Source organism: Pseudomonas sp. NPDC087803, assembly GCF_044742995.1.
Lineage (GTDB): Bacteria > Pseudomonadota > Gammaproteobacteria > Pseudomonadales > Pseudomonadaceae > Aquipseudomonas.
This window is the reverse complement of sequence record NZ_JBIUVO010000001.1, coordinates 518,578-534,307: the sequence shown is the minus strand read 5'-3', so window position 1 is coordinate 534,307 and position 15,730 is coordinate 518,578. Positions and strand designations below refer to the sequence as shown.

15 protein-coding genes are annotated in these 15,730 nt (G+C 60.9%); 5 read left to right on the top strand and 10 right to left on the bottom strand.

The features are described 5' to 3' along the window. Window positions 1-57: 57 nt before the first annotated feature. Window positions 58-846, bottom strand: a complete 789-nt coding sequence (locus ACIOUG_RS02240; protein ID WP_401062163.1) for an AraC family transcriptional regulator — start codon at window positions 844-846, stop codon at window positions 58-60. Between the two features lie 84 nt (window positions 847-930). On the opposite strand from ACIOUG_RS02240, the gene ACIOUG_RS02235 reads away from it, so the two are divergent. Beyond that, on the top strand, window positions 931-1,929 hold the full coding sequence (locus ACIOUG_RS02235) for a bile acid:sodium symporter family protein (RefSeq protein ID WP_336836837.1): 999 nt from the start codon (window positions 931-933) through the stop codon (window positions 1,927-1,929). Window positions 1,930-2,030: 101 nt separating this feature from the next. Here ACIOUG_RS02235 and ACIOUG_RS02230 read toward each other — a convergent pair whose 3' ends face one another. Beyond that, window positions 2,031-2,225: a PLDc N-terminal domain-containing protein gene (locus ACIOUG_RS02230; protein ID WP_041062599.1), complete on the bottom strand. Its 195-nt coding sequence runs from the start codon at window positions 2,223-2,225 to the stop codon at window positions 2,031-2,033. Between the two features lie 54 nt (window positions 2,226-2,279). Further along, a complete protein-coding gene (locus ACIOUG_RS02225) occupies window positions 2,280-2,894 on the bottom strand; it encodes a LuxR C-terminal-related transcriptional regulator (protein ID WP_401062161.1) in 615 nt (204 codons plus the stop codon). 113 nt (window positions 2,895-3,007) lie between these two features. Between ACIOUG_RS02225 and ACIOUG_RS02220 the strand changes: the two genes are divergently transcribed. Then, window positions 3,008-4,633 (top strand): hybrid sensor histidine kinase/response regulator, encoded by a 1,626-nt coding sequence (locus ACIOUG_RS02220; RefSeq protein WP_401062159.1) that lies wholly within the window; start codon window positions 3,008-3,010, stop codon window positions 4,631-4,633. A gap of 2 nt (window positions 4,634-4,635) precedes the next feature. Here ACIOUG_RS02220 and yecR read toward each other — a convergent pair whose 3' ends face one another. From yecR to ACIOUG_RS02195, 5 genes are all read right to left on the bottom strand, one after another. Then, window positions 4,636-4,944 (bottom strand): YecR family lipoprotein, encoded by a 309-nt coding sequence (gene yecR / locus ACIOUG_RS02215; protein WP_401062157.1) that lies wholly within the window; start codon window positions 4,942-4,944, stop codon window positions 4,636-4,638. A 33-nt stretch (window positions 4,945-4,977) separates the two neighbouring features. Further along, on the bottom strand, window positions 4,978-5,292 hold the full coding sequence (locus ACIOUG_RS02210; RefSeq protein ID WP_027613061.1) for a hypothetical protein: 315 nt from the start codon (window positions 5,290-5,292) through the stop codon (window positions 4,978-4,980). 173 nt (window positions 5,293-5,465) lie between these two features. After that, window positions 5,466-6,113 (bottom strand): phage infection protein, encoded by a 648-nt coding sequence (locus ACIOUG_RS02205; protein ID WP_401062155.1) that lies wholly within the window; start codon window positions 6,111-6,113, stop codon window positions 5,466-5,468. A 531-nt stretch (window positions 6,114-6,644) separates the two neighbouring features. After that, a complete protein-coding gene (locus tag ACIOUG_RS02200) occupies window positions 6,645-7,817 on the bottom strand; it encodes a cystathionine gamma-synthase (RefSeq protein ID WP_401062153.1) in 1,173 nt (390 codons plus the stop codon). Next, window positions 7,814-9,190 carry a cystathionine beta-synthase gene (locus ACIOUG_RS02195; protein WP_003225732.1) on the bottom strand — a complete coding sequence of 459 codons (1,377 nt, stop codon included), beginning with the start codon at window positions 9,188-9,190 and terminating at the stop codon, window positions 7,814-7,816. The genes ACIOUG_RS02200 and ACIOUG_RS02195 overlap by 4 nt, the downstream gene beginning before the upstream one ends. Before the next feature lie 392 nt (window positions 9,191-9,582). On the opposite strand from ACIOUG_RS02195, the gene metE reads away from it, so the two are divergent. Beyond that, window positions 9,583-11,871, top strand: a complete 2,289-nt coding sequence (gene metE / locus ACIOUG_RS02190; protein WP_401062151.1) for a 5-methyltetrahydropteroyltriglutamate--homocysteine S-methyltransferase — start codon at window positions 9,583-9,585, stop codon at window positions 11,869-11,871. A gap of 124 nt (window positions 11,872-11,995) precedes the next feature. Here metE and ACIOUG_RS02185 read toward each other — a convergent pair whose 3' ends face one another. Continuing rightward, window positions 11,996-12,931: a Ppx/GppA family phosphatase gene (locus ACIOUG_RS02185; protein ID WP_401062149.1), complete on the bottom strand. Its 936-nt coding sequence runs from the start codon at window positions 12,929-12,931 to the stop codon at window positions 11,996-11,998. A 419-nt stretch (window positions 12,932-13,350) separates the two neighbouring features. Between ACIOUG_RS02185 and ACIOUG_RS02180 the strand changes: the two genes are divergently transcribed. Together ACIOUG_RS02180 and map are read left to right on the top strand one after the other, a co-directional pair. Beyond that, window positions 13,351-13,578 carry a ParD-like family protein gene (locus ACIOUG_RS02180; RefSeq protein WP_003225727.1) on the top strand — a complete coding sequence of 76 codons (228 nt, stop codon included), beginning with the start codon at window positions 13,351-13,353 and terminating at the stop codon, window positions 13,576-13,578. Next, a complete protein-coding gene (map, locus tag ACIOUG_RS02175; protein WP_401062148.1) occupies window positions 13,575-14,366 on the top strand; it encodes a type I methionyl aminopeptidase in 792 nt (263 codons plus the stop codon). Before ACIOUG_RS02180 ends, map begins: the two co-directional genes overlap by 4 nt. A 208-nt stretch (window positions 14,367-14,574) precedes the next feature. Here the strand turns inward: map and ACIOUG_RS02170 are convergent, their stop codons facing one another. Next, entirely contained in the window at window positions 14,575-15,729 is a 1,155-nt protein-coding gene (locus ACIOUG_RS02170) for an ABC transporter ATP-binding protein (RefSeq protein ID WP_401062146.1), read from the bottom strand. Window position 15,730 lies beyond the last annotated feature (1 nt).

Sequence of the window (15,730 nt, the reverse complement as noted above, 5' to 3'; positions counted from 1 at the left end):
ACTCTACCCTGAACTTTGCCGAATGGCATGTGCTAATTCGATAAATATCGACAAAACTCAGCGAAAAAATTCCCCCGGTGTCTCGCCGAACTGTTGCCGAAAGGCCGCGATGAACGCCGAGGTCGAGTCATAACCGCAAGCCAGAGCCACGTCGGTGACGCGTTCGCCGCGTTCCAGCGGGGTCAGCGCGCCCAGCAGACGCAAGCGCTGACGCCAGGCGCGGAAGGTCAGGCCGGTGTCGCGTAAAAACAGGCGGCTGAGGGTTTTTTCGGTCACGCCGAATTTTTCGCTCCAGTGCTGCAGTGTGGTCTGCTGTTCCGGATGTTGCTCCAGGCTTTGATAGATCTGGCGCAGACGGCTGTCTTGCGGCAGCGGCAGCATCAGGTCGATCTGCGGTGCATCGGCCAGTTGATCGAGGATCACCTGGGCCAGGCGGCCATGCGCACCGTTCTCGTCGTATTCCACCGGGACCAGACTGAATGCGCGAATCAGCTCGCGCAACAGGTCGCTGACGCCCAACACATGACAGCGCTCAAGCGCCCAGCCGGCCACGCTGCAATCGATGTACAAACTGCGCATTTCGGTGTGCGGCGAGCTGAACACACGGTGCGGCACGCCCGCCGGAATCCACACCGCGCGCTCCGGCGGCGCGACGAAGCGCCCGGCGCTGGTCTGCACTTCAAGCACGCCCTGAATCGCGTATGACAATTGCACCCACGGATGACTGTGACGCCGTGTCAGCGCACGATTGGGCAGCGATTCGGTGCGCCCATACAGCGGACGTGGCAGGCTGGGCAGCCCGGGAATGCTGCGCCGGAAGCTTTTTTCATGTCCTTTAGGCGGCATCTACTGGCTCTTCGGCGTTAGTCGGTAATTTCTGCTCACGTTAGAGTCGCATTCACGAACTGGCAACCCCGGAAGAACAAACCCATGACCCGCCCAAGATTCCTGCCCGACAACTTCACCCTGACCCTGATCGGCGTCGTGCTGCTGGCCAGTTTCCTGCCGGCCAGCGGGCAGGTCGCGGTGGGGTTCGGCTGGCTGACCAACATCGCCATCGCGCTGCTGTTCTTCCTCCACGGCGCCAAACTCTCGCGTGAATCGATCATCGCCGGTGCCGGCCATTGGCGCCTGCACCTGTTGGTGTTCGGTCTGACCTTTGTGCTGTTTCCGATTCTCGGCCTGGCATTGAAACCGCTGCTGTCCCCGCTGATCGGCGACAAGCTGTACATGGGCATGCTCTACCTCTGCGCGTTGCCCGCCACCGTGCAATCGGCGATTGCCTTTACCTCGCTGGCCCGAGGCAATATTCCGGCAGCGATCTGCAGTGCGGCGGCGTCGAGCCTGTTCGGGATTTTCCTCACGCCGTTGCTGGTCACGCTGCTGCTGAACGTGCACGGTGACGGCGGCTCGACCCTCGATGCGATTCTGAAGATCAGCGTGCAATTGCTGCTGCCGTTCATTGCCGGGCAGATCGCTCGGCGCTGGATCGGCGCTTGGGTCGGGCGCAACAAGAACTGGCTGAAGTTTGTCGATCAGGGTTCGATTCTGCTGGTGGTGTACGGTGCGTTCAGCGAGGCGGTCAACGAGGGCATCTGGCATCAGATTCCGCTGGTCGATCTGCTGGGGCTGGTGGTGGTCTGCTGCATTCTGCTGGCATTGGTGCTGTTGGCGTCGACCTTGCTGGGCAAGGCGTTCGGCTTCAGCCAGGAAGACCGCATCACCATTCTGTTCTGCGGTTCGAAGAAGAGTCTGGCCACCGGCGTGCCGATGGCGCAGGTGTTGTTTGCCGGCAGCACCATTGGCGTGTTGATTCTGCCGCTGATGCTGTTCCATCAGATTCAGTTGATGGTCTGTGCGGTGTTGGCGCAGCGTTACGCGAAGCGTCCGGAGTCGGTGCCGGAGTTGATGGCGCAAGTTGATCCATAATCACCGCATTCCCTGTAGGAGCTGCCGCAGGCTGCGATCTTTTGACGTTCAAGATCAAAAGATCGCAGCCTGCGGCAGCTCCTACAGGGGATTTTGTTGTGTCAATCCTGAGTAACGTGTTTCGGCCCGGCCAGTGCCCAGGCAATCAGGCCAAACAACGGCAGGAACACGATGGCGATAATCCATACGCCTTTGTTGCTGCCTTTGCCTGCGCTCTTGCGCACGCGGTTGATCGCCCACAATTCGATGATCACAAGTACAACGGCGAGTACGATCCAGACGGGTTCAATTTGCATGGGCTACCTCCTGATGGTCTTTCAGTTAGGTGAGCCCAAGCGCGCAGGGTTCATTTAAATTGCGCCACTGCCCCCCGAATACTTCACCGCCGCGGCTGCCCGTGACGGCACATTGAGCGTGCGCAACAACGACGACACATGGATGCGCACGGTGAACGGCGAGATATCCAGTTCCCGGGCGATTTCCTTGTTGGTCTTGCCTTGGGCGATCAGCCGCAGCACGTCCTGCTGACGCGGGGTGAGGACGGTGCCGATCTCCAGCGGCAACAGCCCGGAAGGGGCGAACCTGACCAGTACTTCGCCTTCGCGGATCGCCAGAATCGCCTGGCCGATCTCATCCGGGGCGATGTTCTTGCCGATAAAACCGTCGATGCCGGCCGCCATCACTTCGCCGATCAACGCCTCGTCGTCGACCATCGACACCACAATCAGCGTGGTGCGCGGCAGTTTTCGGCGCAGCTCGGCGAGTTGACTGATGCAGGTCAGGCCGGGGAAGCGCAGGTCGAGAATCAGTGTGTCCGGCTCGCTGCCGTCGGGCAGCAAGGCCAGCACGGCGGCGAGATCGCCGGCCTCCTCGAGAGTCGCCTCGGGCAGCAGGCGCTGCACGGTGCGCCGCATGGCTTCGCGAAACAACGGGTGATCGTCGGCTATGATGATGCGGCATGGCATGGCGTGACCCTCCCTGGATCAGCGTGGTTTACGGCATGCACCTTAGCACCGCAAACGCAGATTGCCTGCCGACCGCTGCTGAATCTGACGACTGTCGCACAAGGACGTTGCCCATGAAGTTCGAAAAAAACACCGAGCTGGATCAGGCCAATCTGCGGATCATCATCGCCAGCATTGCCATGGTGTATATCTGCGTGCTCGGTGTCCTGCCGGGTCAGCGCTTCGATACCTATTTGCCGGTGGTGGTCTACATCTCGCTGTTTCTGCTGGCGTCGATTGTCTTGCGCCAGGCCATTGCGCGCTGGCCGGGGCATTATCCGGCGCGGCGGATTTTCGCCATGGTCCACGATTACACCGGCACCTGTTTCGGCCTGGTGCTCGGCGGTGAAGCGGCGTTGCCGCTGTACGCAGTGATCATCTGGGTCAACCTCGGTAATGGCATGCGCTATGGCTCGCGCTACCTGGCGATTGCCACCGGGTTGGCGCTGCTGGCGTTGCTGGCGGTTTATCGGTTGACGCCGGTGTGGCAGGCGCAACCGTATATGGTGCTGATGTTGATGCTCACCAGCACGGTGATTCCGTTCTACGCGCATTTGCTGCTGGAGCGCACGCGCAAGGCCTCCGAAGAGGCGGTCGCGGCCAATCTGGAAAAGTCGCGGTTTCTCGCCCAGGCCAGCCATGATCTGCGCCAGCCGATTCACTCCATTGGTCTGTTCACGGCGTGCCTGCGCGAGTCGCGGCTGGGCGAGCAGGAGCGGCAACTGGTCGACAACATCGACCGTTCGCTGCTCAACGTCTCGCAGTTGTTCCGTTCGATTCTCGACCTCTACACCCTCGACAACGGGCGCATCCTGCCGAGGTTGCAGGTGTTCAATCTCGGCGAGTGGCTGGCCGACCTGATCCGCCAGAACGCCGAGGCGGCGCGCTGGGCGGGCGTGGAGTTGCGTCTGCGTCCCTGCCAGCACTGGGTGCAGAGCGATCCGGCGTTGCTCGCGACCCTGGTGCAGAACGTGCTTTCCAACTGCTTCAAGTACGGCGCGCAACGCCCGGTGCTGATCGGCGTGCGCAGACGCGGCGCCGGGCTGGCCATCGTGATTTATGACCGTGGCAACGGCATTGCCGAGGAGCATCTGCCGAAAGTGTTCGAGGAGTTTTATCGGGTGCGTCAGGTGCGCGACAAGGACGTGGAAGGCGTCGGCCTCGGGCTGTCGATCGTCAAGCGTCTGGGGCAGTTGATCGGCGTCGATGTCGCGTTGCGCTCGCAGCTCGGGCGTGGCACGGCGGTCACGTTGTACGGCTTGCCATCGGCCGTGGCGCCGCAGTTGCCGGTCAACCGTGACGATGTGCGGCAGGTCGGTCTGTTGACCGGGCTGAAGGTGTGTCTGGTGGAGGATGATCGCAACGTCTTGCTGGCAACCTCGGCGCTGCTCGAACGCTGGGGCTGCGTGGTGCAGGGCGAGTTGAGCGGACAGGGTCTGGTTACCGATTGCGACATCATCGTCGCCGATTACGATCTGGGTCCGCATTCCACGGGCCTCGAGTGCATTGACGAGGTGCGGCGCCAGCGTGGTTTTGCGGTGCCGGCGATGATCATCAGCGGGCATGACATCGAGAAAATACAGGCGGCCTTGCACGACCGCCAAATTGCCATCCTGTCCAAACCGGTACGCCCGGCTGAGCTGCGCGCGACCTTGCGCAGCCTGCGCGACCGGCAAACCGAGCCGGTCGCGCAGGTCTGATTTCAACGCTTGCAGAGGTAGTCCTGAGTGATGGTGGTTTGCAGGCAGTTGAACTGGCCCATGGTGCGGCAGATGTTCTTCTCCGAACCGGTCACTTCGGCGTTCTTGTAGCCCCAGGTCTTGCAGCGCTCCATCGCGACAGTCAGGCCTTGCGCGGCGTTGCTCTGGCCGCTTTCAAACTGACCCAATTCGTAGGAGACCTGGACGACGCCGTCGTTCTTGCTGCCACCGGTGGCTTCCCACTGTTTGGGCGTGGCGCAGCCGCTCAGGGCCAGGGCGGTGAGGGTGAGAGTTGCGATCAGGGTTTTCATGATGGAACGTAGTCCTTTACCGGGGATGAGGGATTACTGGAACGGAATCGGCGAGGCGCCTTTGGGCAGGCACGACAGCGGCGGGGTCATGATGCCCATGCTCGCCACCGCGATAATCGCGCCGCTGGGCAACTCGCAGTTGTATTCGCCGGCCGGGGTGTACGCGGTGTAGTAGGTGAGGGTGCTGTCGCTGCGGATGTTGTCGATTTTCGACACCGGCTTGCCGATGACCGTCTGGGCGCGTTCTTTCATGCTGGCTTCGGTGGGTTTGGCGGTCTGGCAACCGCTGGCGCCAAGCAGCAGAGCGCTGACGATGGCCACTTTGCAGAGGTTGGAATGCAGTTTCATGGTGTTTCTTCCTTGGTGTTGTTCTGATTTCCAGGCACAACGGTCCCGCGCAGTGCAGGGGGAGCATCGGGGGGTGCGAGGGAATATAACGCCGGGTGGCGTGGCGGTCGATTAGCACAAATGTGCTAGTGCCGTGCCGGATGAGGCGACCCGAATGGGTCGCCTCGTGTGGATTATTGAGGGGTGTTGAACTGGTCGGAATAGCTGCCGGTCATCAGCGCCGAAGCGACGCGATCAGAGCCGACGCCGACGCGCGAGTAGGCATAACGATTGGCGCCGACCTTGTCGGTGCCGTCGGAAGCGAGAGTATTGGCGCCGACGTGGTCGGAACCATCGGAAGCTACCGCGCCAGCGCCAACGTGATCAGATCCGTCCGAGGCTACTGCACCAGCGCCAACATGATCGGAGCCGTCGGAAGCCACTGCACCCGCGCCGACATGATCAGAACCATCGGAAGCCACTGCAGCAGCGCCGACATGATCGGAACCATCGGAAGCCACTGCACCAGCGCCGACATGATCGGAACCATCGGAAGCCACTGCACCAGCGCCAACATGATCGGAGCCGTCGGAAGCCACTGCGCCAGCGCCGACATGATCGGAGCCATCGGAAGCCACTGCACCAGCGCCGACATGATCGGAACCATCGGAGGCCACTGCGCCAGCGCCGACATGATCCGAACCATCAGACGCCACCGCAGCAGCCCCCACATGATTGGAACCGTCCGAAGCCACCGCCTGCGGCTGCGCAGCCCAAGCCGTTGGCAACATCACGGTCGCCGCGACCGCAAGGAGGGCGCCTGACAAAAGCGTGTGTTTCATGATTTTCTCCACGACCCATCAGCCACACAGCATTCCGTTGGCCCGGGGTTGACCAGATTGGCGATTGGCACGGGCGCACGGTAACGCGCACGGGTGTCGACGTATTGCATGAAACCGCGATAGCGAACTGAAAAGTATAGATCGTCAAATGCGGGGCATGGCTGGCCGAGGGAAGAAGTGATAGTCGGTTAACTTCCTTGCGCAGGGGCGCTTGAAGGAAATCAGTCTAAAAACACTCACCCATCATTCGATGGCTTTTGCTAGCCTCAAAGGTGTAGGCGAAGACGCAGACTGATGCGCAAGCGGATAGCAAGGGGACGTGGGGCGCGTTCCGAAGGGTACACGGTTAGAAAGATCTCCGCGCTGAGATCCAGCCCTTATGCCGTGTGAGGCAGCAAAGCACCACTCTTTTTCCATGGTTGCTTTTGTACTGTGAGAGGCCCGATAAACCTTGTAAGCCAGAGACCAGCACTGGCCGCCTGCTCGAACACCAAAGCCCGCATTGCTGCGGGCTTTGTCGTTGTTGCAGGATCAGATTTTCGTCAGTGCGTGCGCCAGATCGGCGCGCAGGTCTTCGAGGTCTTCGACACCCACCGACAGCCGCACCAAACCATCGCCGATGCCCAGTTTGGCGCGGGTTTCAGCTGGAATGGTCGCGTGAGTCATGATCGCCGGGTGCTCGATCAGGCTTTCGACGCCGCCGAGGCTTTCGGCCAGGGCAAAGATTTTCACGTTTTCCAGAAAGCGCCGGGCACCCTCCAGATCACTGTTCAGATCCACCGAGATCATCCCGCCAAAACCATGCATCTGCCGCTTGGCCAGCTCATGTTGCGGGTGCGACGGCAGGCCTGGGTAGTAGACGCGTTTGACCTGCGGTTGCTGCTCCAGCCACTTGGCCAGTTCCAGCGCGTTGCTGCAATGACGCTCCATGCGCAGCGCCAGAGTCTTCACTCCGCGCAGGGTCAGGAATGCGTCGAACGGCCCGGAAATCGCGCCGACCGCGTTCTGCAAGAAGCCGAGTTTTTCCGCCAGTTCAGGGTTCTGCCCAACCACCGCGATACCACCGATCACGTCGGAGTGACCGTTCAGGTACTTGGTGGTCGAGTGCAGCACGATGTCGAAACCCAGCTCCAGCGGACGCTGAATGTACGGGCTGGCAAAGGTGTTGTCGGCGACGCTGATGATCCCGCGTGCGCGGCAGATGCGCGCAATCGCGGCCAGATCCGACAGGCTCAGCAGCGGGTTGGTCGGGGACTCGACAATGACCAGACGGGTGTCGTCCTGCAGCGCCGCTTCGAACGCCGACAGGTCAGTCAGATCGACGTAGCTGAAACGGTGCCCGGCACTGCGCTGACGGACCTTGTCGAACAGGCGGAACGTGCCGCCGTACAGGTCATTGCCGGAGATCACGTGCGATCCGGCATCGATCAGTTCGAGGACAGTGGAAATCGTCGCCAGCCCGGAAGCGAAAGCGAAGGCGCGGGTGCCACCTTCCAGATCCGCCACGCAGCGTTCCAGGGCAAAACGCGTCGGGTTGTGCGAGCGCGCGTAGTCAAAGCCCTTGTGCACGCCGGGGCTGTCTTGCAGGTACGTCGAGTTGGCGTAGATCGGCGGCATCAGCGCGCCGGTGGTCGGGTCCGGCTCTTGCCCGGCGTGGATCACCCGGGTCGCGAAGCCTTGGGATTTATCGTCGTGCTGACTCATGCGAGGGATCTCCGTAATTGGTTGAGCATGTCGGTGCGGGTGATCAGACCGTGGAAGCCCGAGGCGTCGGCGATGATCGCCACGAGGCCGCGGCTGAGCACCGATTCCAGCTCAGAGAGGGGCGCACCGGGGGCGAGGGTTTGCAGTTTGTCGGTCATCACGCTGGAGACGGACTGGCTGAAGCGTGCGGCATCTTCGTGCACGGGCAGCAGGATGTCCGATTCGTCGATCACGCCGACCAGTTGTTTGCCTTCAACCAGCACCGGCAGCTGCGAAACGTCCGCCAGGCGCATGCGCTGAAACGCGGTCAACAGGGTGTCGTCGGGGCCGACGCTGATCACACGGCCATCTTCAAAACGGCGGGCGATCAGATCGCGCAGGTCGCCATAGCGTTTGCGTTGCAGCAGGCCCTGATCGGTCATCCACTGGTCGTTGTAGACCTTCGACAGATAGCGCGTACCGGTGTCGCAGACGAAGCTGACCACGCGTTTCGGCTCGGTCTGTTCGCGGCAGTAACGCAGCGCGGCGGCGAGCAGAGTACCGGTCGACGAGCCACCGAGAATGCCTTCGGCGCGCAGCAACTGGCGCGCGTGGTCGAAGCTTTCTTCATCGCTGATCGAGTAGGCGTGGCGCACGCTGCTGAGGTCGGTGATCGACGGAATGAAATCCTCGCCGATGCCTTCCACCGCCCACGAACCGGGGGTCGGCATCGTGCCGTCGCGGCTGTACTGAGCCATCACCGAACCCACCGGGTCGGCGAGGACCATTTCCAGATCCGGTTGCACGCGTTTGAAGAAGCGACTCAGGCCAGTCAGGGTGCCAGAGGAACCGACACCGACCACGATCGCGTCCAGATCATGCTCGGTCTGCGCCCAGATCTCCGGCGCGGTGCTGCACTCGTGTGCCAGCGGGTTGGCCGGGTTGTTGAACTGATCGGCGAAGAACGCGCCGGGAATGTCTTTTGCCAGTCGTGCGGCCACGTCCTGGTAATACTCGGGGTGGCCCTTGCCGACGTCCGAGCGAGTGATGTGCACTTCGGCGCCCATGGCTTTCAAGTGCAGGACTTTCTCGGTGGACATTTTGTCCGGGACTACCAGCACCACGCGGTAGCCTTTGGCCCGGCCCACCAGCGCCAGACCCAGACCGGTGTTGCCGGCGGTGGCCTCGACGATGGTGCCACCCGGTTGCAGGCGGCCATCGCGTTCAGCGGCATCGATCATCGCCAGACCGACGCGGTCCTTGATCGAGCCGCCGGGGTTTTGTGATTCCAGTTTGAGAAACAGTGTGCAGAGGCCGGTATCGAAGCGGGTAACTTGTACCAGCGGCGTATTGCCGATCAGCCCAAGTACGGCAGGGCGTGAATCCTTTGACATTTCTTCACCTCTTGTAGTGGTGTTGATCGCGTTCCATTCGCGGGTAAAAGCTCGCGTGCAACATAGGCTCAGACCCGAGCTGTCGCAACCTTTAGTCAGCCGCCGATACAGCCATTTTGATCTAACCATAGAACAGAATCGAAGCCTGCAGAGGCTTGGTTTCAGAGGGTTTACATCAAGGCGCCATTGAGTATTCAAAGGGCGTCGTAAGCGTCAACCATAGCTTGATCTGCAGATGAATATCCTGCAGGGCAAACCGCGTTTTCATGCAACACACACCCGTCATCCGATCATGAGGGAAACTTGTGATCATCAAGATTAAAATGAGTTTGTCTCACTAGCGCTCGATCCCGACAATGGCCGCCATCAACAAGATATTGGAGTTGTTTGTCATGGCACTGGCCCATTCCCTCGGATTTCCGCGCATCGGTCGCGATCGCGAACTGAAAAAAGCGCAAGAGGCGTTCTGGAAAGGAGAACTGAACGAGGCCGGCCTGCGTGAAGTGGGTCGTGAATTACGCAAGGCCCACTGGGACTTGCAGAAAGAGGCTGGCATCGAGTTGCTGCCGGTGGGCGATTTCGCCTGGTACGACCAGGTGCTGACCCACTCGCTGATGTTCGGGGTGATCCCCGAGCGCTTCCGTCCGCATGACGGCAAGGCCAGCCTGCAGACCTTGTTCGGCATGGCCCGTGGCGTCAGTGACAGCTGCTGCGGCGGTGCACACGCGCAGGAAATGACCAAGTGGTTCGACACCAACTACCACTACCTGGTCCCGGAATTCAGCGTTGATCAACAATTCCAGCTCGGTTGGGAACAGTTGTTCGAAGAAGTCGAAGAAGCCCGCGCCCTCGGCCATCACGTCAAACCGGTGATCATCGGCCCGCTGACGTACCTGTGGCTGGGCAAGGCCAAAGGCGCCGAGTTCGACAAGCTGGAACTGCTTGATCGCCTGCTGCCGCTGTACGGGCAGATCTTCGCGCGGCTGGCCGCCCTTGGTGTGGAATGGGTGCAGATCGACGAGCCGATTCTGGTGCTTGATCTGCCGCAGGAATGGAAGAACGCTTTCGAGCGTGCCTACAACCAGATTCAGCGTGATCCGTTGAAGAAACTGCTCGCCACCTACTTCGGTGGTCTGGAAGAAAACCTCGGTCTGGCGGCGAACCTGCCGGTCGACGGTTTGCACATCGATCTGGTGCGTGCGCCGGACCAGTACCCGACCATCCTTGATCGCCTGCCGGCCTATAAAGTGCTGTCGCTGGGTGTGGTCAACGGCCGCAACGTCTGGCGCTGCGATCTGGAACATGCGCTGGCGACTTTGCAGCATGCGCATGAGCGTCTGGGTGATCGCCTGTGGGTCGCGCCATCGTGCTCGCTGCTACACAGCCCGGTGGATCTGGGCCGCGAAGACAAACTCGATGCGGAACTGAAAAGCTGGCTGGCGTTTGCCGTACAGAAGTGCGAAGAAGTCGCGGTGCTGGCGCAGGCAGTCAACGAGCCGGAAGCGCCGAAAGTATTGCGCGCCTTGACCCAAAGCCGCTCGGTACAGGCCAGCCGCGCCGCCTCGCCACGTATCCACAAGCCGGCGGTGCAGGCCCGTGTCGCAGCCATTACGGCGCAGGACAGCCAGCGCCAGTCGCCGTTTACCCAACGCATCGCCAAACAGCGCGCCGGCCTCGATCTGCCGCTGTTCCCGACCACGACTATCGGTTCGTTCCCGCAAACCGCGTCGATCCGGCTGGCGCGTCAGTCGTTCAAGCAGGGTAAATTGAGCAAGGCCGAATACACCGAAGCCATGCACAGCGAGATCCGCCACGCCGTGCAAATCCAGGAGCAACTGGGCCTCGACGTGCTGGTGCACGGTGAAGCCGAGCGCAACGATATGGTCGAGTACTTCGCCGAGCAGTTGGATGGCTACGTGTTCACCCGTTTCGGCTGGGTGCAGAGCTACGGTTCGCGCTGCGTGAAACCGGCGGTGATCTTCGGCGACCTGAGTCGCCCGCAAGCCATGACCGTGGAGTGGATCCGCTACGCTCAGGGCCTGACCGGCAAGGTCATGAAAGGCATGCTGACCGGCCCCGTGACCATGCTGATGTGGTCGTTCCCCCGCGAAGACGTGTCTCGTGAAGTGCAGGCGCGGCAGCTGGCGCTGGCGATCCGTGACGAAGTGGTCGATCTGGAAGCCGCCGGGATCAGGATCGTGCAGATCGACGAAGCCGCATTCCGCGAAGGTCTGCCGTTACGTCGAGCGCAGTGGCAGCACTATCTGGCTTGGGCGACCGAGGCGTTCCGCCTGTGCGCCTCTGGTGTGCGTGACGAAACCCAGATCCACACGCACATGTGCTACAGCGAATTCAATGATGTGATCGAGTCCATCGCGGCGATGGATGCCGACGTGATCACCATCGAAACCTCGCGTTCGGACATGGAGCTGCTGGAGGCGTTCGAGGCCTTCGATTACCCGAATGAGATCGGCCCGGGCGTCTACGATATCCACTCGCCTCGCGTTCCCGATGCTGCGGAAATGGCCAACCTGTTGCGCAAAGCGGCGCAGCGGATTCCGGCAGAGCGGTTGTGGGTCAACCCCGATTGCGGCTTGAAAACCCGTGGCTGGCCGGAGACCGAGGCGGCGTTGGTGCACATGGTCACCGCAGCCCGCCAGTTGCGCAAAGAACTGGCCTGAGGAGACAAATCAAAACCCTGTGGGAGCGAGCCTGCTCGCGAAGGCGGCGTGTCAGTCGAGTAATGTTTCGCTGATACGCCGCTTTCGCGAGCAGGCTCGCTCCCACAATGGGATTAGTGATCGGTCAGTGACGGCTCATCAAACCGTGCAGCACACCCAGACGCAGCCCCGGTTCCGACGGCACCATCTGCGAAATCCCGAACACCTTGAACGCCGCCAGCATCAGCACTAGTCCACCGGGCAGAATGCTCTGACGATGCGGCTGCAAGCCTGCGAGTTTCAACTGCTGCACGTTCTTCACCTTCAGCAGCAACAGCGACAGGCGCAACAACCCGCCATAGGTAATGCCGTCCTGACCGAAGTCATTCAAGCGATTGGCCTTGAGCACTTTCGCCAGCATCCGCGCCGTACCGGACGAACCAATAGTCTGCTGCCAGCCTTGCGCACGATAGCGGCGGGCGACTTTCTCGAATTGCAGGATTGCCACGCGTTCGGCTTCTTGCAGGGCGTCGGGGGCAATGCGTCCGTCCGGGAAATAGCGTGCGCCCAGTGTGCCGCTGCCGATGGCGATGCTTTCGGTGAGCAGTGGTTGCGAACCCTGGCCGAGAATCAACTCGGTGGAACCGCCGCCGATGTCGACCACCAGGCGCATGTCTTCAGCGCCTGGCAGGGTGTGGGCGACGCCGGCATACACCAGTCGCGCCTCTTCATGGCCGGAGATGACGTCGATGCGAAACCCCAGATGGCGTTCGGCACTGTGCAGAAACAACTGCGCATTATCGGCCTCGCGCACCGCACTGGTCGCCACAGCGCGCACCTTGCCGGCTTCAAACCCGCGCAGTTTCTTGCCGAACCGCGCCAGCGCCTGCCAGCCACGATCCAGCGCCATTTCGTCCAGGGCGCCGCCGTCAAAGCCCTCGGCCAGCCGCACCGGTTCACGCAGGGTTTTCACTTCCTGAATCATTAAGCCTTTTCGACTGCGCACCGACTGGCCGATCATCAGGCGAAACGCATTCGAGCCCAGGTCGATGGCGGCAAACAGCGAGGCGTCTTCTTTCATGGGAATCCCTGCAAAGCATCCGTCGAAGGCTCAAGACGGTTTGCGAGGATTCTGCGGCGCGCTTGATGACATCCTGATGACGGGGCAGGGGCGATTCAGTGAATAGTCGGCTGTCATGACAGTGTCATTATCCGGCGACTATCCTGACCCCAATACATCGCGTGTTCTTAAAGTTTTCGCTGCCTCTTTTGGCAGCTTTTTTTTGCCTGAAATTCCACACGTATCCCCCAAAACCAACACAAATCCCTGTAGGAGCTGCCGCAGGCTGCGATCTTTTGACTTTGTTTTTGAAGATCAAAAGATCGCAGCCTGCGGCAGCTCCTACACGGTTATGTCGGTAGGTTTGCGGAGGGTATTTGCAATTCGGCGTGAGGGGTGGCTAATATACGATCCATATACACTTCGTATCGGATTCACATATGGGCATCGTAAAGATTTCAGAAGACATGCACGAGAACCTGCGCATCTCCAGCAATGCGCTCAGCCGCTCGATCAACGCGCAGGCCGAGCACTGGATGCGCATCGGCATGCTCGCCGAGCTGCACCCCAACCTCGACCACAGCGCCATTTGCCGCTTGCTGATCCGCGCCGAACAGAACGGCGGGCTGGATCTGCATCAACTGACTCAGGAAGCCGTCAGCGCATGAGAAACCAGATCAAGATCAATACCCCCGCCGAAATCGCCCAGTCCCGCGCGGCCGGCAAACTGGCCGCCGACGTGCTGGCGATGCTGGTGCCCCATGTGAAGGCCGGCGTGACCACCGATGAGCTGGATCGGTTGTGCAACGACTACATCGTCAATGTGCAGAAAGCGATTCCGGCCAACGTCGGTTATCACGGCTTCCCGAAAACCGTCTGCGCCTCGGTCAACGATGTGGTGTGCCACGGCATCCCGTCGGGCACGCCGCTGAAGGACGGCGACATCGTCAACCTCGACATCGCGGTGATCAAGGACGGCTGGTTCGGCGACACCAGCCGCATGTACGTGGTCGGCGAGGTGACGCCTGAGGCGCAGCACCTGATCAAGACCACCTACGACGCCATGTGCGCGGGCATTCGCATGGTGCGTCCGGGCGCGACACTGGGCGACATCGGCCATGCGATCCAGAGCCTGGCGGAGAAAGAAGGTTTCAGCGTGGTCCGCGAGTATTGTGGCCACGGGATCGGCAAGGTCTACCACGATGAGCCGCAGATCCTGCATTACGGCTTTCCCAATCAGGGCCTGAAGCTCAAGGCGGGGATGATCTTCACCATTGAGCCGATGCTCAATGCCGGCAAGCGCCATGTGAAGAACATGCCGGACGGCTGGACGGTGCTGACCAAAGACGGCTCGCTGTCGGCGCAGTGGGAGCATATGGTCGCGGTGACCGACACCGGTTTCGAAATCCTCACCGCCTGGCCGGATCAGATTGAAGGGTTTGCACCGATTAGCTAAGCGCCACAAAAAAACTGTGGGAGCGGGCTTGCTCGCGAAGGCGGTGTGTCATTCAACATAAACAGTGACTGACACACCGCCTTCGCGAGCAAGCCCGCTCCCACAGTAGTGATGCAATGTCATGTAGGAGCTGCCGCAGGCTGCGATCTTTTGATCTTGAAAAGCACAATCAAAAGATCGCAGCCTGCGGCAGCTCCTACACGGATTCTCAGTGTGAGCCGGCGGCTTTATTGAGGTCGCTTTCAGTCCATTCGGTGTAGACGCACGCGTCTGCAGTGGCCCAGCGCACGTGCACCGGATCACCGGCCTTGAGCGGCATGCCGGCGGCGGACAATGCCTTCACCGTCATCGAAGTCCCGCCCGACGTCACCACGCTGCAAGTCTGGCTTTCGCCAAGAAACAACACTTCCACCACCTTCGCTGAAACCTCATTCCAACCCGACGGCAGCGGTTCGCTGATCGCTTGTGAAGCGCTCAACGCCACAGCCTTTTCCGGGCGCACCATCAGCAGCACATCCTGCTCGGTGTGCAAGCCGGCAGTCAGTCGAATTGACAACGACTGCCCCTCGAAACTTGCCGCCGCATTGCCTTGGGCCTTGAGCTTGAGAAAGTTCGAGTTGCCGAGGAACGACGCGACAAATGCATTCGGCGGGTTCTGATACAGGTCATAACCGCTGCCCAGACCAACAATCTTGCCGTGACTGAAAATCGCAATGCGCTGCGACAAACGCATCGCTTCTTCCTGATCGTGGGTCACGTAGACGATGGTGATGCCCAGGCGCCGATGCAGTTGGCGCAGTTCATCCTGCAAGTCTTCACGCAGTTTTTTGTCCAGCGCTCCGAGCGGTTCGTCCATCAGCAGAATGCGTGGCTCGTAGACCAGCGCCCGGGCGATGGCGACGCGTTGCTGCTGGCCGCCAGAGAGTTGCGAAGGGCGGCGATGGGCGAACTGTTCGAGCTGCACCAGTTTCAACATCGCATCGACACGCTTGTCACGCTCGGCGGCGGCGAGTTTGCGGATCGCCAGCGGGAAGGCGATGTTGTCGCGCACCGACAGATGCGGGAACAGCGAATAGCGCTGGAACACCATGCCAATGTCGCGCTTGTGCGGCGGCACGTTGACCAGCGACTGACCGTTGACCAGGATCTCGCCGCTGCTCGGGGTTTCAAACCCGGCGAGCATCGACAGCGTGGTGCTTTTGCCCGAGCCGCTGGAGCCGAGGAAGGTCAGGAACTCACCGTCCTTGATGTCCAGCGAGATGTTGTCGACGGCGGCAAAGTCGCCGTAGTGCTTGTTCAGATTGCGCAGGCTGACCAGGGGTTTGTCGTTCTGCTGGGATGCGTCTTTGATCACGGCACTCATG